At 71.3% G+C, this 18802-nt stretch carries 18 protein-coding genes; 5 read left to right on the top strand and 13 right to left on the bottom strand.

What is annotated here, in order from left to right; translation table 11 throughout:
• The first annotated feature begins 4 nt into the window (after positions 1 to 4).
• The gene (locus tag CDO52_RS11115; RefSeq protein ID WP_017617179.1) at positions 5 to 1195 is read left to right on the top strand and encodes a PucR family transcriptional regulator; all 1191 of its coding nucleotides are present in this window, start codon (positions 5 to 7) and stop codon (positions 1193 to 1195) included.
• Positions 1196 to 1260: 65 nt separating this feature from the next.
• On the opposite strand, the gene CDO52_RS11110 is transcribed toward CDO52_RS11115, so the two are convergent.
• The 5 genes from CDO52_RS11110 to CDO52_RS11090 all read right to left on the bottom strand — a co-directional run bounded on the left by CDO52_RS11110 (position 1261) and on the right by CDO52_RS11090 (position 6595).
• On the bottom strand, positions 1261 to 2094 hold the full coding sequence (locus tag CDO52_RS11110) for a class I SAM-dependent methyltransferase (RefSeq protein WP_033299265.1): 834 nt from the start codon (positions 2092 to 2094) through the stop codon (positions 1261 to 1263).
• 91 nt (positions 2095 to 2185) lie between these two features.
• Positions 2186 to 3430: a Gfo/Idh/MocA family protein gene (locus CDO52_RS11105; RefSeq protein WP_017617181.1), complete on the bottom strand. Its 1245-nt coding sequence runs from the start codon at positions 3428 to 3430 to the stop codon at positions 2186 to 2188.
• Positions 3431 to 3480: 50 nt separating this feature from the next.
• Positions 3481 to 4368, bottom strand: a complete 888-nt coding sequence (locus CDO52_RS11100; protein WP_017617182.1) for a carbohydrate ABC transporter permease — start codon at positions 4366 to 4368, stop codon at positions 3481 to 3483.
• Positions 4365 to 5336, bottom strand: coding sequence for a carbohydrate ABC transporter permease (locus CDO52_RS11095; protein ID WP_193373642.1), 972 nt, complete (start codon positions 5334 to 5336; stop codon positions 4365 to 4367). Before CDO52_RS11095 ends, CDO52_RS11100 begins: the two co-directional genes overlap by 4 nt.
• A complete protein-coding gene (locus CDO52_RS11090) occupies positions 5333 to 6595 on the bottom strand; it encodes an ABC transporter substrate-binding protein (RefSeq protein WP_017617184.1) in 1263 nt (420 codons plus the stop codon). Before CDO52_RS11090 ends, CDO52_RS11095 begins: the two co-directional genes overlap by 4 nt.
• Before the next feature lie 269 nt (positions 6596 to 6864).
• Here CDO52_RS11090 and CDO52_RS11085 point away from each other — a divergent pair, with 269 nt between their 5' ends.
• Positions 6865 to 8169 (top strand): ROK family transcriptional regulator, encoded by a 1305-nt coding sequence (locus tag CDO52_RS11085; protein WP_017617185.1) that lies wholly within the window; start codon positions 6865 to 6867, stop codon positions 8167 to 8169.
• A 52-nt stretch (positions 8170 to 8221) separates the two neighbouring features.
• Here CDO52_RS11085 and CDO52_RS11080 read toward each other — a convergent pair whose 3' ends face one another.
• Positions 8222 to 8674, bottom strand: coding sequence for a hypothetical protein (locus CDO52_RS11080; RefSeq protein WP_017617186.1), 453 nt, complete (start codon positions 8672 to 8674; stop codon positions 8222 to 8224).
• Between the two features lie 226 nt (positions 8675 to 8900).
• On the opposite strand from CDO52_RS11080, the gene CDO52_RS11075 reads away from it, so the two are divergent.
• Positions 8901 to 9164, top strand: coding sequence for a hypothetical protein (locus CDO52_RS11075; protein ID WP_017617187.1), 264 nt, complete (start codon positions 8901 to 8903; stop codon positions 9162 to 9164).
• Here the strand turns inward: CDO52_RS11075 and CDO52_RS28685 are convergent.
• The 7 genes from CDO52_RS28685 to CDO52_RS11040 all read right to left on the bottom strand — a co-directional run bounded on the left by CDO52_RS28685 (position 9161) and on the right by CDO52_RS11040 (position 16982).
• Complete coding sequence (locus CDO52_RS28685) at positions 9161 to 10255, bottom strand: metalloregulator ArsR/SmtB family transcription factor (protein WP_017617188.1); 1095 nt, start codon at positions 10253 to 10255, stop codon at positions 9161 to 9163. The genes CDO52_RS11075 and CDO52_RS28685 overlap by 4 nt on opposite strands.
• Before the next feature lie 46 nt (positions 10256 to 10301).
• The gene (locus CDO52_RS11065) at positions 10302 to 10661 is read right to left on the bottom strand and encodes an ArsR/SmtB family transcription factor (RefSeq protein ID WP_083919711.1); all 360 of its coding nucleotides are present in this window, start codon (positions 10659 to 10661) and stop codon (positions 10302 to 10304) included.
• 230 nt (positions 10662 to 10891) lie between these two features.
• Complete coding sequence (locus tag CDO52_RS11060; RefSeq protein ID WP_094932368.1) at positions 10892 to 11983, bottom strand: oligopeptide/dipeptide ABC transporter ATP-binding protein; 1092 nt, start codon at positions 11981 to 11983, stop codon at positions 10892 to 10894.
• Positions 11980 to 13104, bottom strand: coding sequence for an ABC transporter ATP-binding protein (locus CDO52_RS11055; RefSeq protein ID WP_017617192.1), 1125 nt, complete (start codon positions 13102 to 13104; stop codon positions 11980 to 11982). Before CDO52_RS11055 ends, CDO52_RS11060 begins: the two co-directional genes overlap by 4 nt.
• On the bottom strand, positions 13101 to 13991 hold the full coding sequence (locus tag CDO52_RS11050; protein ID WP_017617193.1) for an ABC transporter permease: 891 nt from the start codon (positions 13989 to 13991) through the stop codon (positions 13101 to 13103). The genes CDO52_RS11055 and CDO52_RS11050 overlap by 4 nt, the downstream gene beginning before the upstream one ends.
• The gene (locus CDO52_RS11045; protein WP_017617194.1) at positions 13988 to 15118 is read right to left on the bottom strand and encodes an ABC transporter permease subunit; all 1131 of its coding nucleotides are present in this window, start codon (positions 15116 to 15118) and stop codon (positions 13988 to 13990) included. Before CDO52_RS11045 ends, CDO52_RS11050 begins: the two co-directional genes overlap by 4 nt.
• Before the next feature lie 7 nt (positions 15119 to 15125).
• The gene (locus CDO52_RS11040) at positions 15126 to 16982 is read right to left on the bottom strand and encodes an ABC transporter substrate-binding protein (protein WP_094932367.1); all 1857 of its coding nucleotides are present in this window, start codon (positions 16980 to 16982) and stop codon (positions 15126 to 15128) included.
• A 348-nt stretch (positions 16983 to 17330) separates the two neighbouring features.
• On the opposite strand from CDO52_RS11040, the gene CDO52_RS11035 reads away from it, so the two are divergent.
• On the top strand, positions 17331 to 18044 hold the full coding sequence (locus CDO52_RS11035) for a metal-dependent hydrolase (protein WP_026125499.1): 714 nt from the start codon (positions 17331 to 17333) through the stop codon (positions 18042 to 18044).
• Between the two features lie 74 nt (positions 18045 to 18118).
• Entirely contained in the window at positions 18119 to 18781 is a 663-nt protein-coding gene (locus tag CDO52_RS11030) for an O-methyltransferase (RefSeq protein ID WP_017617196.1), read from the top strand.
• The last annotated feature ends 21 nt before the right edge of the window (positions 18782 to 18802 follow it).

Below are 18802 nucleotides of genomic sequence, written 5' to 3'. Positions count from 1 at the left end.
CACGATGACCGAGCAGCTGAGCGCGGACGTCCGGCGCCGGATCGCCCGCATCTGCCACGAGGTGGCCGAGGACGCCGCCGACCTGGTGCCCGATGTCGTGGACACCATCCGTGCGGAGATCCCCGACTACGCGCTGGTCCCGCTGGCCGACCATCGGGCGTGGGTGACCGAGCAGTTCCGTGAGCTGCTCCACGACATCGCCGAGCAGCGGCCGCCCCGACCCGCGCAGGTGGAGGGCGTCCGGGAGCTGAGCCGCGCCCGGGCGCGCCAAGGGTTGCCGATCGAGATGCTGCTCGACGCCGTACACATCACCAGCCGGGAGACGTGGAACCGTGTCCTGTTGCGCACCCGGGAGCGCGATCCCGAGCTCGTCGGCCACCTGGTCTACATGGTCGACCTGGTGTGGACCTGGGTCCGGGTGGTGACGGGGGCGGCTTCCGACGCCTACTCCGAGACCTTGCGCAGCAGCCAGGTCTCCCAGGCCAACCTGCGGCACCGATTCCTGCGCTCGCTCACCGCCGCCGACGCGGACGCCGATCCGCCCGCGCCGCTCGCGCGCGGCCTGGGGTACGACCCCGACGGCGCGTTCCTGGCCCTGTGCACGCCCGCCGAGGCGTGGCCCGAGGATCGGCTCGACCGGATGCAGCGCGCGCTGGCCGGGACCGGCGGCGCGGTGCACTGCGTGGCGCTCGGTGCGGTGGTCATCGTGCTCGCGCAGCGTGCCGACGAGGAGCGGATCGCACGGCGGATCCGCGAGCTGGCGTCGGAGGAGGTCCCGATCGGCGTGGGGATGGTGCGCCCCGGTCTGGCCGGGGCGGTGGAGAGCATCACCGACGCCGAGGCGGCGCTGGCGCGGACCTCGCCGGAGCGGCCGACGGCCCGGTTCACCGACGACTGGCTGGCCATCGGTCTGGCCCGGCAGGCCGAGCGGCTGGCACCGCTGTTCGCCGACGCGGTGCGGACCGCCCGCCGCTCCCCGCACCTGCGCGGTGCGGTGGAGGCCTTCGCCGACAACGGACTGTCGATCGCGGGGGCGGGCCGGGCACTCCAGCTGCACCCCAACTCGGTGGCCTACCGCCTGGACCGCTGGCGCGACCTCACCGGCTGGGACGTCCGCACCGGTGAGGGACTGGTCGCGTCACTGACGGCGCTGCGCCTCTACCCCTCGGCGGCCGGTACGGCACAGGACGGATAGCGGCAGGACCACGGGGATCGAAGGGGCGTCCCGTGCCGTCCGCCGGACACCCCCTCGAGCACCCGCTACGCTCCGCTCGGCTCGGGCGCCTCGTAGAGATTGAAGGTGTGCAGGGAGGGGCCTCGGGCCAGGAGCGGGCCCGCTACCGTCATGGTGATGTGGAGGGGAAGGGGAATCCGCACCATGCGGGGGAGGTCGCGCATGCTACGGCTGTCGAGCAGCCGCAGGCCGCACCGCTCGAACTCCCCCGGGGCCTCGCAGGCCCAGGCGAGCCGGGCGTCGACATGGCGCAGGGGGCCGCGGCGGTCCTGGAACTCCAGCATGCGCGAGCCGCACAGGTCGAAGATGAACCGCGCTCCGGGGAAGGCCTCGGCCATGCGCCGCAGCGCGCGCTCGACCTCGACCCGGTCGAGGTACATCAGCACGCCCTCGATGACGAACAGGTAGGGGCCGGGGAAAGCGCGGACGGTGTCGAACCAGGCGTCGTCCAGGACCGATCCCTCCACCATGCGGCGGCGTGGGCCCTCGGAGAAGAACTCCCGGCGCAGCGCCATGCTGTCGGGCAGGTCGATGTCGACCCAGTGGGCGGTGCCGTTGTCGATCCGCTCGAAGCGCGTATTCAGACCCGCGCCGATCTCCACGATCGTTCCGGTGGGGTTGCGCCGGAGGAACGCGCGGACCCACGCGTCACACATGACGGTCCGGGCCGTCGCGCCGACGGCGCTTCCGCCGTCGCGGAAGCGCTCGAAGTCGTAGTCCAGGGTCTCGACCATCTCGACGGCCTTGGGGTCGTGGATCACACCCCATCGCCGCGAACGCGTCTGCCGGGCCCGCCCGTAAAGGGGAAGGAGCAGGGTCTCCTGCACCGTTCCCAGCCGCACCGATCGTTTCGTCGCCATGACCAGCCCCCTCAGCCGATGATGGGATGTGTGGCCGCCAGGCTACCCCCGTGCTCTCCGAGGGCCGCACGGGGGCCGATCGTTTCGGGTGCTACGCCCCCGCAGCTTCCAGCCGCACGACCCGGCCCTCGTGGCGGGCCTGCTCGGCCGCGAAGACCATCAGGTGGGAGCGGAGCGCGTCCTGCCCGCTGGTGACGACGAGGTCCGGGTCTCCGGCGGCCGCCGCGGGCAGGAAGGAGGCCAGCAGGCCGCCGTCGCCGCCTCCGTGGCCGGTGTCGATCATTCCGCTGTTGGCCGCGGCGACGTCGACGACCTCGGTCGTGTCGGTCAGGAAGTCGTAGTGGGTGATGCGATCGCCGTCGCAGTACAGTTCGCCGCGGGTGCCGTAGATGGCGGTCCGGCGCGGGCCCGCCTTGGTGAACGCGGTCATGGTGAACGTGGCGGTCACCCCGCCGGTGAACTCCAGCGCCACGACCTGGTGGTCGACCACGTCGTTGTCGCAGTGGTAGACGCAGCGGCCGTAGGGGCCGTCGCGCAGGGCGGCGTCGATGGTCTCCTTCGTGGGGGCGGGTGTCAGCACGTCCAGGGGCCATCCGGTCCGGCCCTGGTCCAGGAAGCGGTGGTAGATGCGCAGTGCCGAGTAGGGGCAGTCGGGTTCGACGGCACAGCTCACGCAGCGCTCGCCCGCGCCGGGCGGGGCGTCTTCGGGACGGAAGTGCTTGAGAGAGCCGAACGACGACACGGCCACCGCATCGCGCCCGACGATGTAGCGCAGCCAGTCCAGGTCGTGGCAGGACTTGGCGAGCAGCATCGGCGCGGTGTCGGCCTCGCGCCGCCAGTTGCCGCGCACATAGGAGTGCGCGTGGTGCCAGAAGCCCACGGGTTCGACGTGGTCGACACTGACGATCTCGCCGATGGCGCCGGAGTCGATGATCTCCCTGAGCATGCGGGTGTAGTGGGCGTAGCGCAGCACGTGGCAGACGCCGAGCAGGACCTTGTTGCGGCGCGCCGCCGCGACGATCGCCGCGCAGTCCTCCCGCGTCTGCGCCAGCGGCTTCTCGACCAGCAGGTGGTAGCCGAGGTCGGCGAAGGCCACCGATGGTTCGAGGTGGGCGTCGTCCAGCGTGCACACCAGCACCACGTCGGCCATCCGGGGCAGCGCCGCCGCGGCGCGCCAGTTGTCGAACCGTGCCTCCGGCGGCACCCCGTGGGCGTCGGCGAGCGGCTCCCGGTACTCCGGGCGCGGCTCGGCGACCGCCACGACCTTCGCGACCTCGGGGTTGTTTCCGATCCACTGCGCGTAACCGCCCCCGCGCGACCCGGCTCCCACGATCATGACCCGTACCGGTACCACGGCTCCCCCTCCACGTGTTGTCGTTGCGGGCGTCAGCGGAACCCCCCGGCCGACAGTCCGCGGACGATCCGGCGCTGGAACAGGAGCACCAGGACGACGAGGGGGAGTGTGACGACGACGCCCGCCGCCATCTGCGACCCGAACGGTTGCTGGAACTCGGTGTCACCGGCGAACTTGGCGAGCGCGACGGTCACCGGGTTCGACGCCAGAGTGATGGAGACCACGCTGGAGATCAAGTATTCGTTCCAGGCCGCGAAGAACACCAGCAGGGCGGTGGTGGCCACGCCCGGCGTGGCCAGCGGCAGGATGACCCGGGCGAACGCGCCGACCGGCCCGCATCCGTCGACCCGCGCGGCCTCTTCCAGCTCCCAGGGCATCTCACGGAAGAAGGTGGTCAGCACGAAGATGGCCAGCGGCAGCGCGAAGCTGATGTTGGGCAGGACCATCGCCTGGTACTGGTCGATCCACCCCCAGTCACTGAACAGCTGGTACAGCGGGGTCACGATGGCCACGCCGGGGAACATCGAGCTGGCCAGCACCAGCCCGAGCACCAGGTTGCGGCCGCGGAAGCGCAGCCGCGCCAGCGCGTACGCGGAGAAGACGGCGATGACCATGGCCAGGGTGGTGGTGGCCACGGCGATGATCAGGCTGTTGCGCACCGCGTAGCCGAAGTGGTTCTCGCCGCCGAACACGCCGCGGTAGTTGACGAGCGTGGGATCGGCGGGCCACAGGCTGTTGCTGGCGATCTCCCCCGGCCCCTTGATGCTGGAGACGAACATCCAGTAGAAGGGCGCCAGGCAGTAGAGCACGAGCAGCAGGATGCCGCCCGCGATCACCCAGGACTCCCAGGTCAGGGGTCTTCGGGAGCGGGTGTTCCGCGTGCCCGCCGCCCCCTGCCCCGCCGTGGCCGTGGTGCTCACCGTCGCGCTCCTCCCTCGGCCTGGCCGAAGCCGGCGAACACGTTGGCCCCGATCGCCTTGATCAGCAGGAAGGCGCACAGGAAGACGAACAGGAAGGTGATCGTCGACAGCGCGCCGCCGTAGCCCTGCTTGAGCTCGCGCGTGGCCGCCTGGATGACCAGCATGGACAGGGTGTTGGTGTTGTTGGCGCCGCCGGTGAGGATCTGCGGCAGGTCGTACATGCGCAGTGCGTCCAGGGTGCGGAACAGCACCGCCACCACTAGGGCCGGTTTGACCAGCGGCAGCGTGATGGAGGTGAACCGCCTCCAGGCGGAGGCGCCGTCGATGGCCGCCGCCTCGTACAGGTGCGGCGGGATCGTCTGGAGGCCGGCGAGGATGAGCAAGGCCACGAACGGGGAGGTCTTCCAGATCTCGGCGAACATGATCGACCACTTGGCCGGCCACTCCGCGCCGCCCCAGACGATCTCGGTCCCCAGCAGGGCGTTGACGATACCGCCGGGCTGGAGCATCCAGCCCCACATGACCGCACTGACCGCCGTGGGCAGCGCCCAGGGCAGCAGCACCGCGGCGCGCACGATGCCCCGGCCGCGGAAGGCCCGGTGCATCACCAGTGCCATGACCAGCCCCAGCAGCGTCTCCACGGCCACAGTGACGACGGTGAACAGCACGGTGTTGCCGAAGGCGTTCCAGAAGTCGAGGCGTTCGAAGCCCCACAGGGCCTCGGCGTAGTTGGCGAACCCGACGAAGGCGGGGGCGCCGTGGATGGGGTCGTCGAACAGGGAGCGGACGACGGCGCGGCCGACCGGGTAGGCGACGATGATGCCGAGCGCGGCGAGCGTCGGCAGGAGCAGCCAGAAGGCCAGACCGCGTTCGACGGCGCGCTCCCCGCGGCCGCGGCGCGGCCCGCCGCGCCGGGTGACGGCGGCGCCCGGGTCCACCCGCCCTGGGGTCGAGGAACGCGCGGTCATGCGCCCTTCACCGCCCACTCCAGTTCCTCCTGCAGGTCGCTCACGGCCTCGTCGACGGTCTTGGCCCCGGTGAGCGCGGCGTGGACGTGTTTCTGCACGGCGTTGGTGACGTCGTTGTAGCGCGGGGAGACGGGACGGGGCTGGACGGCGTCCAGGGCCTTGCGCTGCGGGACGAGGTGCGGCGCCGCGGCCATCAGCTCTTCGTCCTCGTAGTTGGACGTCCAGGAGGTGGGGGTGTTGGTCTCGGCCATCCACCGACGCTGGACGTCCTCGCTCTGCACGAACTCGATGAAGCGCAGCGCCTCGGCCTTGTGGTCGCTGTAGGTGGACAGTGCGAGGTTGTTGCCGCCGAGCGTGCCGGTGCCGGGTCCGTCGAGTCCGGGCAGCGGGACGGCGTCGAACTTGCCCTGCACCCGCGACTCGGGGCCGGGCTCCTGCATGGCGGGCCAGGCGAACGCCCAGTTGCGCATGAACAGCAGCTCGCCGCGCTGGAAGGAGAGGCGGACCTCGTCCTCCATGTAGGTGAGCGCGGCCTTGGGGATGTAGCCCTCCCGGAAGCCGTCGACCAGGAACCGCAGGCCTTCCCGGGCTTCGGGGGAGTCGACGACGACATCACCGTCCTCGTCGATGATCCGCCCGCCCGCCGAGGCGATGGCCTCGGTGGCGTTCACGGTCAGGCCCTCGTAGCGGGCGAACTGCCCGGCATAGCAGTCCATGTCGTTGGCCTCGGCGATCGGGCAGGCCGCGATGAGCTCCGCCCAGGTGGTGGGCGGGTCGTCGACGAGGTCGCTGCGGTAGTAGAGCATGCCGGTGCCGGTGGCGAAGGGCGCCGCGTACAGCTCGCCCTGGTACATGCCGGTGGCCGCGGCGGCCGGAAGGATGTTCGGCCCGGCGAAGCGCTCCGTGGCCAGCGGCTCCAGCCAGCCGCGGGCGGCGAACTCGGCGGTCCAGACGGCGTCGGTGTACAGGACGTCGTAGCGCCCGGTGCGCGCCTGGAGGTCCTGCACCATGGCGTTGCGCTGGGCGTCGGCCCCGGCGGCCAGATAGACGATCCGAACGCGGGCGTCGGGGTTCTCCTCGTTGAAGCGCTCGACGATCGCGCCCATGTCGCCGCCGGAGGCACGGGTCACGGCGAAGGTGACGACCGCGTCGCCGTCCTCGCCGGGCAGGCTCCCGGCGCAGCCGGTGGCCGCGAGCAGGGTTCCCGCGACGGCCAGGGCCAGTGATCGGGTCCACGATCCAGGTCCGGTGGTACCCATCCGGCCTCCCGTGGGCAGGAGTGTGTTTCACAACACGATTTACAAATCGAACCGGATGGCGTGAGGTGATGTCAACACTCTGCTGCGCGACATCACCGGACCGCGTCGCGCGGATCGCTCCGCGATCACTTCGTGATCTTCCGGTGCCGCGCGAGCGATCATGGGAAGTGACGGGGTGAGGCCTCGGTTACGTGGGGAGATTGACGAGGCCGCCCCTGAGGAGGAAGAAGAACGAAAGGCGCGCGGTGCGCGGACGCTGGGAGCCCACCATGGCCAAACCGGTCGCCGGTTCGATGGCGGCGGTGCGGCGGATCAACACGTCGCTCGTCCTCGACGCGCTGCGCGCTGCGCGGGGGCCGATGCGCGTGTCGGCCCTCATGGACCGCACGGGGCTGTCCCGGCCCACGGTCGAGGCACTGACCGAGGCGCTGACCGCGCAGGGCTGGCTGGTGGAGAGCGAGGGCGCTCCGCAGCCGGGCCGCCGCTCCCCCGGACGCCCCGCGCGCACCTATGAGTTCAACGCCCACGCGGGATGGGTGCTGGGGATCGACGTGGGCGCACACAAGGTCTCGGTCTGCCGCGCCGACCTGCGCGGTACGCCCCGGGCGTGGGCGCGGCACCCGGTCTCGCCGTCCACCCCCGCCGACGAACGCCTGGACGTGGCGCGCGCGGCCGTCGACGACGTGATGGCGGACGCGGGCGCCGGGAGGATCGCCGGAAACGGCGTCGACAACGGCGCGGTCAGCGGCCGCGTCGGCGCCCCCGACGCACGACCGGCCCCGATCCTGGCGGCGTCACTGGCGACCCCCGGCGTGGTCGGACCGCCGCCCCACCGCGTACTCCTGGCCCCGGCCCTGCCCGACTGGGACGAGGTGGATTTCGCCCTCTGGGCACGCGACTTCCTGCCGTGCCCGCTGCACGTCGAGAACGACGCCAACCTCGCCGTGATCGCCGAGCAGGCGGTCGGTGTGGCGCGCGACCGCCAGGACGTGGTCTTCCTGCTGCTCGGCCAGCGTCTGGGGGCGGGGATCATCACCGGCGGCCACGTTCTGCGCGGCCACAACGGCGCGGCCGGAGAGATCGGTTATGCCCCATTGCCCGGCTCTCCTCACCCCCCGGCCGGGTTCGGCCCGCTGGAGTCCAGCGTCAACGCCGACGCGATCGTGGAAATGGTGACCGAGGAGTTCGCCCGGCCAGGCGCGTCCACCGACTCTCCCCTGCGCCGCCGCTTCTCCGCGGCGTCCGACGGCGAACACGTCCCAGCGATCGCCACCAGCGCCAAGGAGGGAGACCCGGTCGCACTGCGGGTCCTCTACCGCCTCTGCCAACGCCTCGCCGAGGGCATCTCCCCCATGCTCCTGGTCCTCAACCCCGACCTGGTCGTCCTCGGCGGCGGCATCTCCGGTGTCGGCGACGCCCTGCGCGCCCCGCTCAGGTCCGCCCTCGCCGGGCGCCTCCTCTTCCCGCCGGACCTCGAACTGTCGGCCCTCGGCGACCGCGCGGTGGTCCTCGGCGCCGTCCATGACGCCTTGACCCGCTTCGAGGACACCACGCTCTCCGTCATCAGCGCCTGAACGAGGGCGGGTCGACGCGTCCGCCCTCCCCCAGAACAGCGATACGCGTACCTCACCGCGGCAGGCGCACGGTCTGTGTCCCGCCGCCGTAGCCGTTCTCGCTGTCGCGGCCCTCGATGGTGACCTCGTCCACTCCCGTGGGGATGCCGACGTTCCTCTGAGTCCGGGTGAACGGCTGCTCGTTCTGGTGGTCGTGGGCGAGTTCGTGTTCGCCGTAGACGGTGCCGTCAGGGCCCGTGACGCGCCAGCCGTCGGCGTAGCGTTCGGGGGTGTCGTACGGGGAGCTGATCGTCACGGTGAAGTCGTAGGTGCCCGCCTCACCGGAGACGTCGACCTTGACGACGTCGGGGTAGTGCTGTGCGTCGGCCCGGCCCGCGTCGTTGGCCGTGGAATCCCCCGTTTCGCGGGCGTCGGTATCGCTGTTCGGTGCCCGCTCCCCGGTGGCGCATCCGACCGTGAGGAGTGTGAGTGGCAGGAGGAGCAGAAGCAGGAGGAGTCGTTTCATGCCTCCGTTTCTCCCCCGGGAAGGAACAGCTCAACACCGCGTAACCATCCCTTCGCAATCCGGCACGACCCTCTGGTCGAAGGCGGCCCTTGTTGACGGAGAGACATGAATCGATTACCTTCCGATTCCGACGTTTCGGGAAGACGTCCTCGTCGATCACCACCCACATGGCGAGGCCCGCACCCGTCGCGTCTCATCCCCCATCCCTGCGCCCCTGGAGAAAACGATGGCGCTGTCCCCCATGGCCGCGTCGCGCCCGCGGCTCCGTCCCCCTGTCCTCTTCGCGCTGGTCACGGTACTCGGCGCGGCGCTCCTGCTGGTGTCGCTCTGCACGGCCCCGCCTCCGATCCCCGACACCGCGTCACGCGTGGCCATCGACGCCTCGGTTCCCTACGGCGCGGAAGAGGGCGAACCTGGCGGCACAAGCGCCGACGCTGCCCCAGCGCAACGGGGCACCCTCGCCGTGTGCGCTACGCCTCTGTGCGACTAGCCGAGAAGGTCCGGGAGCAGTTCGGCGCGGATGCGGCCGTCGATCTCGTCACGCACGCGCCGGACCACCGGGCGGCTCTGTCCGGCCGGGTCGGGGATCTGCCAGTCGAGGTATCGCTTGCCCGGGTAGACGGGACAGGCGTCGCCGCAGCCCATGGTGACGACGATGTCGGCGCTGTGCACGATCTCGTCGGTCAGCGGCTTGGGGAACTCGGTGCACAGGTCGATGCCGACCTCGGCCATCACCTCGTCGACCATGGGATCGATGCCCTCGGCCGGAGCGGACCCCGCCGAGCGGATCTGGACGCGGTCCCCGGCCAGATGCCGCAGCAGGGCGGCGGCGATCTGGGAGCGCCCGGCGTTGAGGACGCAGACGAACAGCACCTCGGGCACGGTCTTGTCGGCGATGCCGTCGCGCTGGGCGATGGCGGTCAGCCGTTCGGCGGCGAACCGCTCGGTCACGGCGGGGAGGTGGGCGGTGACGGCCGCGCTGTGGGAGAGCATCTCGTAGGAGTCGCGCAGGTACCGCTGCACCGTCTCCGGGCTGAACATGCCGCTGAAGCGGATGGTCAACCGCTCCTGGACGCGGTCGAGCAGGTCCTCGGGGTCGAGCAGGCCGGGCAGGGGGCGGTCGGCCGCCGCGCGTCTGGGCCAGGGTGGCCGCTCCGCCCTCTCCTCGATGCCCAGCTCGTCGAGCACACTGCGGAGCCCTTCGTGCGCGTCACCGACCGCCGGAGCTCCGGACGGGTCGGGGCGGGAGAACCTGCTCAGTACGGTGTGCAGCCGCTGGGCGACCGGGGTGGAGCGGTAGATGATCTGGGTTCCGGAACGTTCCCGGGCCACCAGACCGGCTTCGCCGAGCACCTTGAGGTGGTGGCTCACGGTCGGCTTGGTGAGGGCGAACGCGGCGGACAGCTCGCCCGCGCGGATCCCTTCGTGCCCCGATGCCACCACCATGCTCAGCAGCCGCAGCCGGACGGGTTCGGCCAGGTCTTTGAGCTGGCGGGCGAGGCGACGCGCGGTTCCGGCCGGGAGGCGCGCGGCGGCGGCAGCGGCCCCCGACGGGTCGGGGGTTCGCGGGTCGTCGGTCACGGGCTCGTGGTCCGTTCGGTGGGTGCGCGCATCACGGTGGCTGCCCTCAGCCCACCAGGTCGCGCACGACGTCCGTGCGTTCCGGGCGGACCGAGTACCACGACCGCGGGCCCCGCTTCGCGCAGTCGAGGAATCCGGCGTCGCTCAGCGTCTTGAGGTGGTGGCTCACGGTCGGCTGGGCGGTCTCCAACGCCTCCGCCAGGTCGTGGACGCACGCCACCCCGTCCGGCATGTGCAGCAACGTCGCGAGCAGGCGCAGCCGGGTGGGGTCGGCCACGGCCTTGATGCGTGCCGCGAGCAGGTCGGCGGCCTCGGGGCCGAACGCCGCCTCGACGCTCGGCGGGGGTGTCGAGCGTCCGGGGTGCGCGGGTCTACCGCCAGTGGTCACGGAACTCACCTGAGTCACAAAAGCAGTCTAAACGCCCTGGTCACCCACTGGCTTTCAGCGAGACGGACGCACCGGGCCGATGGCCGCCCGCGGAACGCGGCGGGGAACGGGGGTGCGCCGCGTGCCGATTGTGCGGCGTGACGGGACTTGTGGGCTCTCGGAGTCGGTGTCGGCCCCTCCCCGTCGGGGTCGGGTGCGCCCGCTTCGGCTGCGCGCTGTGTCGGGTATGTCACTGGATTCGGCTCGGTCTACGCCGAGGCGGAGGTCTCCGTGCGGTCTCGCCGACGCGCCCAGTGGCAGGCGACCTGGGTGGCGCCGTCTCCGTCGCCGCGGAGGACGCCGGGGTCCTCGGTCCGGCAGCGGTCGGCCACCCCGGCCCGCTCCGCCTCACCCGAGGCGAGAACCTGGCAGCGGGCGTGGAAGCGGCAGCCGCCGGGGATCATGGTCGGGTCCGGCGGCTCTCCGGCGAGCACCACCGGCTCGTCCACATCGGCCTCGGGCAGCACGGACAGCAGCGCCTGCGTGTAGGGGTGGCGGGGCGCGGACAGCACCTCCTCGACGGTTCCGACCTCGACCACCCGGCCCAGGTACATCACGGCCACCCGGTCGGCGATGTTCCAGGCCAGGCCGAGGTCGTGGGTGACGACCAGCGCGGTCAGGCCCAGATCGTCGCGAAGGCGCAGCAGCAGGCCGAGGATCTCGCCGCGCACCGAGGCGTCCAGCGAGGCCACCGGCTCGTCGGCCACGATGACCTCCGGCCGCAGGACCAGAGCGCCCGCGATCACCACCCGTTGGCGCTGCCCGCCGGACAGCTCGTGCGGGTAGCGCAGGAAGAACCGCTCGGGCGGGCGCAGCCCGGCGCGCGAGAGCGCCTCGGCCACGCGCTCGCTCTCATCGGCCGTGGCGCCCTCGTGGATACGCAGGCCCTCGGCGACCGCGTCGTAGACGGTGTGCCGGGGGTTGAGCGACCCGCTGGGGTCCTGCAGAACCAGCTGGACACGGCGCCGGTAGGCCTTGAGCGCGCGGGTCGAGTACCCCAGCCGCTTCCCCTCGAAGTCGACCCGCCCCGAGGTCGGCTTCTCCAGGCCGAGCAGGGTGCGGGCGAGCGTGGTCTTGCCGCACCCCGACTCCCCGACCAGGGCGACGATCTCGCCCGCCCGCAGGTTCAGGTCCACGCCGTCCACGGCGCGGGCGGTGGCCCGGCTGCCGCGGCCCTTGAAGGTGACGTGCAGGTCGGAGCAGCTCAGCAGTGGGTCCGCCGTGGGGGCGGCGCCCGCGGCCTCGGCTCCCGGCCGGGGGTCGGGACCCTCGGCGGGGGTGGCGTCCAGACGGGCGGTCATCGCGTCTCCTCGGGCTGGGCGTTCTCGGTCGGGGCATCCGCGGGCCGGGCAGGGGACACCTCCCCCGAGAAGGCGTCGGGCTCCAGCGGAACTCCGGCGGCGCGCGCGGCGTCGTCGGACAGCACCCGCACACAGGCGGCAGCGCGGTCGGGGCCGACCGGCCACAGGACGGGGTCCACCGACGCGCAACGGTCCTGGGCGACCGGGCAGCGCGGCCGGAAGGCGCACCCTCCCGGCAGATCGGCCGGGTCGGGCGGGTCCCCGGCCAGGCCGTGGGGGTTGCGCCGCGACGACGGGTCGCCGACCCGCGGGAAGGCGGCGCTGAGCGCGGCGCTGTAGGGGTGGCGGGCGTCCGCGAACACCTGGTGGGCGGGCCCCTCCTCGACGATCCGGCCGGCGTACATGACCGCGAGCCGGTCGCAGGTGTCGGCGAGCACCGACAGGTCGTGGCTGATCATCAGCATGCTGATGCCCGAGTCGCCGACCAGCGAGTCGATGAGCCGCAGGATCTGCGCCTGGATCATCACGTCCAGCGCCGTCGTGGGCTCGTCGGCGATGATCAGCCGCGGCTCGCAGGCCAGCGCCATGGCGATCATGACGCGCTGGCGCTGCCCGCCGGACAGCTCGTGCGGGTAGGCGCGGGCGCGCGCGGGCGGCAGGCCGACCTGCTCCAGAAGTGCGCCGATGCGCCGCTTCAGCTCGGCCGGCGTGACGCCGGACCCGTGCAGCAGGATCGGCTCGGCGATCTGGTCACCGATGCGCTGCACGGCGTTGAGGGAGTGCATGGCTCCCTGGAAGACGATGGACGCCCCGGCCCAGCGGACGGCGCGCAGCCGCCCCCACCGCATGGTGAGGACGTCCTCGCCGTCGAGCAGGACCTCGCCGGTGACGCGGGCCGTCTTGGGCAGCAGGCGGAGCAGCGCCAGGGCGATGGTGGACTTGCCGCAGCCCGACTCCCCGGCGACCCCGAGCTTGCTGCCGGGCGCCAGCGAGAAGGAGGCCCCGCGCACCGCCGGAATCTCGCCTCCGGCGGTGCGGTAGGTGACGTGCAGGTCGTTGACCTGCAGGTAGTCGGTGCGCGGGGGCGTGCCCTCGCGCGGTGTGCCGTCGACGTGATTCACCGGCGCTCCCGAAGCCTGGGGTTGAACACGGCCTCCAGCGCCCGCCCGCACAGGGTGAAGGCCAGCGCGACCAGGGCGATGGCCACGCCGGGCGGAACGATGTACCACCACATGCCGGAGCTGATCGCGCCCGCGGTGCGCGCCTCCTGCAGGATGCCGCCCCAGGAGATGATCCCGGGGTCGCCCAGCCCGAGGAAGGCGAGCGTGGACTCCATGATGATGGAGCTCGACACGAGCAGCGTGGTCTGGGCCAGCACGACCGGCATGACGTTGGGCAGCACGTGCCGGAGCATGATGTGGACGTGGCCGCCGCCCAGCGCCCGGGCCCGCTCGATGTAGGGGCGCGCCTCCACCGCCAGCGTCTGCGCGCGCACCAGGCGCGCCGGGGTCGGCCAGGCGGTCACGCCGATGGCGATGATGATGGTCAGCGTGCTGCGCTCCATGACGGCGGCCAGCGCCACCGCCATGACCAGGGTGGGCAGCACCAGGAACCAGTCGGTGATGCGCATCAGCACGTTGGACGACCAGCCGCCGAAGTGCCCGGCGGTGATGCCGATGAGGGTGCCCAGCGACACCGAGACGAACGTGGCCAGGAACCCGACGGTGAGCGAGATCCGCGCGCCCCAGACCACCAGGTCGAGGACGGAGCGGCCGAAGGCGTCGGTGCCCAGCGGGTAGGTGAGGCTGGGCGGTTCGAAGCGCCCGCCGGGGGCGCCCGTGGCGGTGAGGTGGGCGCCGTCGATGAACAGCGGGGCGGCCAGCGCGACCAGGCCGATGAACACCAGCCCGGCCAGGCCGAACATACCGGCGCGGTTGCGGGCGTACTCGCGCCGGAACTCGGCGAACGCGCGTCGGCGCCGCTCCCAGACCAGCGTCCGGCGGCTCATGAGCGCACCCGGGGGTCGAGCAGCGGGTACACCAGGTCGGCCAGGAGGTTCATGATGATCACCGCACCGGCGAAGACGACGAACAGGGCCTGCACGATCGGCAGGTCGGGCACTTTGAGCCCGGAGTAGAACAGCGAGCCCAGACCAGGCCAGGCGAACACGGTCTCCACCAGGATGACGCCGCCCAGAACCCGGCCGAGTTCCAGGAAGATGAGGGTGACGGTGGGCAGGAGCGCGTTGGGCACGGCGTGCCGGCGCAGCACCAGGGCGTCGCGCAGCCCCTTGGCCCGGGCGGTGGTGAGGTAGTCCGAGCCCATCTCGTCCAGCAGCGACGAGCGCATGACCATCATGTACTGGGCGTAGACGACCGCGACCATGGTGGCCAGCGGCAGCACCATGTGGTGGGCGACGTCCACGGCCGCGTTGAACGTTCCGGTGACGCCCGGACTCATCATGCCGCTGGTGGGGAAGAGCCCGGCGCCCGAGGACAGCGCCACGATCAGCAGCAGGCCGAGCCAGAAGGACGGCACCGACCACAGGGTCAGCGCGACGCCGGTGTTGGCGCGGTCCATCACCGAGCCGCGCCGCCACGCCGAGCCGGTTCCCAGGGCCAGTCCGATAACGGCGGCGATCAGGGTCCCGGTCCCGGCCAGCAGGACCGTGGGCCCGAGCCGGTCGAGGAGGAGGTCGGTGACGGGCACGCGGTACTGGTAGGAGACACCGAAGTCGAACCGGAGCATGCCGAGGCAGTAGTCGATGAACTGCTGCCACAGCGGCTGGTCCAGGCCGAACTCGCGGCGCATGGCCTCCATCTGCTCAACGGTGACGGCCCGGTCCTGGGTGAGCGCGCGGACCGGGTCGCCCGGCAGGATGCGGAACAGGAAGAAGCTGGTGACGACCACGGCGAACAGCGACACCGCCGCGGTGAGCAGGCGCCCGCTGACGTAGCGCAGCAGCCGGAGCGTGCGGGGCCGGTCGATGCCGCGTCGGGCGTCCGGCCCACCGGCGGTGCCGGTGGCGGCGCCGTCGCCCGGTCCGCTCCGGGTACCGCCGCCCGAGGCTGGGACGCCGGACCGTGCGGGGGCCGCCGGGGTGTCCCCGGCGGCTGGCGTGCTGGGAGAACCCATCACCGCGTCACTCTCGATCCTCAGCCGTGGCCGAGCGGCGCCAGAGGAAGAAGCCCCCGGCCGCCACGCCGAGCACGACCGCGGCCGCGATTCCGGCCATCACGCCGGCGGACAGGCCCGTGCCGCCGCTGCCCGCCGCGGCGGGCGTGGCCATCGAGAACGACCAGTGCCCGTCCTGGCCCCAGATGTTGCCGCCGGGGTCGGGCTGGACCTGGATCGAGCCGATCACATCGGAGCGGTAGGCCTCCAGCAGGTTGGAGTAGGTCAGCGTGTTGACCACGGCCTCGTCGTACAGGACCGCCTGCATCTGCTTGACGTACTCGGCGCGCTTCTCGGGGTCGCTGTCCTCGGCGAGCTGCTTGTCGTACAGCTCGTCGTACTTCCTGTCGCAGAAGTAGGCGTCGCCGCGCATGGTGCCGGGCGTCTCGGGCAGCGCGTCGCAGGTGTGGATGCCGAGCACGTAGTCGGGGTCGGGGTTGACGCTCCAGCCGGTGAAGATGAGGTCGTACTTGCCGTTGTGCAGGGCGTCGCTGAGCACGCCGGGGTCGACGGTCCGGTTGTCGACCTCGATGCCGATGTCCGCGAGCCGCTCCTGCATGAGCCGACCCATGCTCACGTAGTCGGGGCGGTTGTTGTGGACGTGCATGCGCAGCTTGAGGCGGTCGCCGTCGGGTGAGACCCGGACCCCGTCGTCGCCCATCGCGTACCCGGCGTCGTCGAGCATCTTGTTGGCGGCGTCGACGTCGAAGTCGAGGCGCTCATCGCCCTCGGGGGACCAGGCGTAGCGCTCGTAGCGGGCCGGGATGTAGCCGCCGGCGGGCTCGGCGTAGCCGCCGTAGACCTTCTGGACGATCTCGTCCTTGTCGATGGCGCGCATGATGGCCTGGCGCAGGGTCTTGTCCTTGAGCGCCGGGTGGCCGTCGCCGAACTCCTCGCCGTCCTGGGTGCGGGCGCCGGGGTTGATGGTGAAGGCCTGGAACCGCTTTCCGCTCGCGGTGTTGACGGTGATGTTCTCCTCGCCCTGCAGCGCGTCGGCCTGCGCCGGGGTGAGGCCGCTGATGAGATCGACCTCGCCGGAGCGGAGCGCCTCGACCTGGGCGTCCTTCTCCGGGATGAAGCGGAAGACGAGCTTTTCGAACTCGGGGGCGCCGCGCCAGTAGTCCGTGTTGGCCTCGAGCGTGACGGACTGGTTGGGCCGGTAGCCGGTGATGGTGAACGGCCCGCTGCCGACGACCGGGAAGTCCTTGTCGTTGTTGAAGGTGCCGAAGTCGTCGACCTTCTCCCAGACGTGCTTGGGCACGATGGGGATGTCCAGGGCGAGCATGGTCGCCTGCCGCTCGGAGAGCGTGATCTTGAGTGTGGTGGGGTCGGGCGCCTCAGCGCTCTCGAAGTTGGCGACGAAGTTGCCGTTGGCCTTGGCCGCCGCCTCGTCCTCCATGATCGTGGTGTACGTCCAGGCGATGTCCTCGGCGGTCAGCGGCTCGCCGTCGCTCCACGTCACGTCGTCGCGGATCTTGAAGGTCCAGGTGAGGCCGTCCTCAGAGGTCTCCCACGACTCCGCGAGCCCGGGGATCGTCTCGTTGGTCTCGGCGTCGTAGTTGGTGAGGAAGTCGTAGCTCAGCCGCAGGATGTTGGTGCTGATGAGCCGCTGCGCCACGAAGGGGCTCAGCGAGTCGACCGGCTGGGAGACCGCGATGGTCATCGTGTCGTCGTCGCCCGTGGTCTCGGCGGCGGCAGCGCTGGGCGCGGCGGCCGGGAGCGCCCCGATGACGAGGGCGCCCGCAGCGGCCAGGAGGCCCACCCAGCGGGACGGGGCCGTTCGTCCGGGAGAGCGTGGTCTGGGTTGTTGCTGCCGAGCGACCATGTGCGTGCCTACCCCTTTGTGCGGACGTGAGGAGCGAGGGTGATCTCATCGTCGGGATGTTGGTTGTCTACCAGCGTGTACAGAAAAGCGTCAACGAGCTACTCCGGCGCGGTCACACAACCTTCACAATCGCGATATCGAGCAGGGGTACCCTGCCACAACCGTCACGACAGTCCCGGTGGCCCCCCATCGACGACATCTCACCGGACGGGTTGCCCGCCGCGGCGCGAGACACGTTCGGGGTCCGGTACACGAGGTGACGCCGACCGGTCTCCGTGACGGTCGCACAGCGGAGTGACACTACCCGGTAATTCGCCAGAAAACCGCTCTATCGCTAGGGTTCCCGCCATGATGGGGCACTCTCACGCACTGAGCGGCGTGGTCGGTTGGATGGCGATCGTTCCCGTTGTCCAGGGACTGGAGTTCTACGGCGTACGGTTCGACCTCGGCCCCGGCGAGATCATCGCGGGATCTCTGGTCTGCGCGGGCGCGGCGCTCCTGCCCGATCTCGACCACAAGAGCGCGACCATCACCAAGACCTACGGGTTCTTCACCGAGACCATCGGCGCGCTCCTCAACTGGGTGTTCGGCGGGCACCGCAACGGCACGCACTCACTGCTGTTCGCCCTCCTCATGGGGGCGATGACGCAGGCGCTGGCGCTGTGGTCGGAGATGGCCGTGCAGATCTTCGTCTTCCTGCTCGTCGGCATCGCGCTGCAGGGCCTCGGCTTCGGCATGGACAAGAACCGGGCGGCCGCCGGGATCATCAACGCGCTTGGCACGGCCGGGATCACACTGGCGCTGTTCACGGCCGGGACCGACTACTCCTGGATGGGCGTCGCGGTGGCGTTCGGCTGCCTGCTCCACTTCATCGGGGACATCATCACCCACATGGGCGTCCCGCTGATGTGGCCCTTCAGCAAGTACCGCGTCGGCCAGGACGTCGGCTTCAAGACCGACGGTCCGGTCGAGCGCAAGATCGTCACGCCCATGCTGACGATGGCGGTCGTCCTCTACTCGTTCTACCTCTTCGACTGGCCCGAACTGCTGCCCAAGTCGTGACCTGTGTGACGGGGGCAGGCTAGGGTGATCGCGTTGAGCACACCCCACCGCGATCCGCTGGAAAGTGGGCCCACGTGACACGAGCCACCGAGTCCCTCACCCCGGAACTGTACGAGTACCTGGTGGCGCACAGCGCGCCGGTCGACGACGTCCTCGGGGAGCTCGCCGAAGAGACGGCGCGGCTGTTCCCGGACAGCCTCGTCATGCAGATCGGACCCGAGCAGGGCACGTTCATGACCCTGCTGGCCCGCCTCATGGGCGCCCACGACGCGGTGGAGGTCGGCACCTTCACCGGCTACTCCTCGATCTGCCTGGCGCGCGGACTGCCCGCTGACGGCACCGTGCTGGCCTGCGACATCAGCGAGGAGTGGACCTCGGTGGCGCGCCGCTACTGGCAGAGGGCGGGGATCGCCTCCAAGGTGACGCTCAAGCTGGCCCCAGCCCTGGACACGCTGCGCTCGCTGCCCGCCGGCCCCATGTTCGACCTGGCCTTCATCGACGCCGACAAGGAGGGCTACGTCGGCTACTGGGACGAGCTCGTGCCGCGCATCCGGCCCGGCGGGGCGCTGCTGGTCGACAACACCTTCTCGCACGGCCGCGTCGTCGACCCGTCCATCACCGACGCCAGCGTCCAGGGCATCCGCGACTTCAACGACCACGCCCTGGCCGACTCCCGCGTGGAACTCGTGATGCTGCCCATCGGCGACGGCCTCACGCTGGCCCGCAAGAAGGCCTGACCGCCACGCTTCTCCTGCGGT

Origin of the sequence: Nocardiopsis gilva YIM 90087 (genome assembly GCF_002263495.1) — a bacterium.
Taxonomy (GTDB): Bacteria; Actinomycetota; Actinomycetes; order Streptosporangiales; family Streptosporangiaceae; genus Nocardiopsis_C; species Nocardiopsis_C gilva.
Note: the sequence above shows the minus strand (reverse complement) of the source record. Positions and strands in the feature narration are given on the sequence as shown.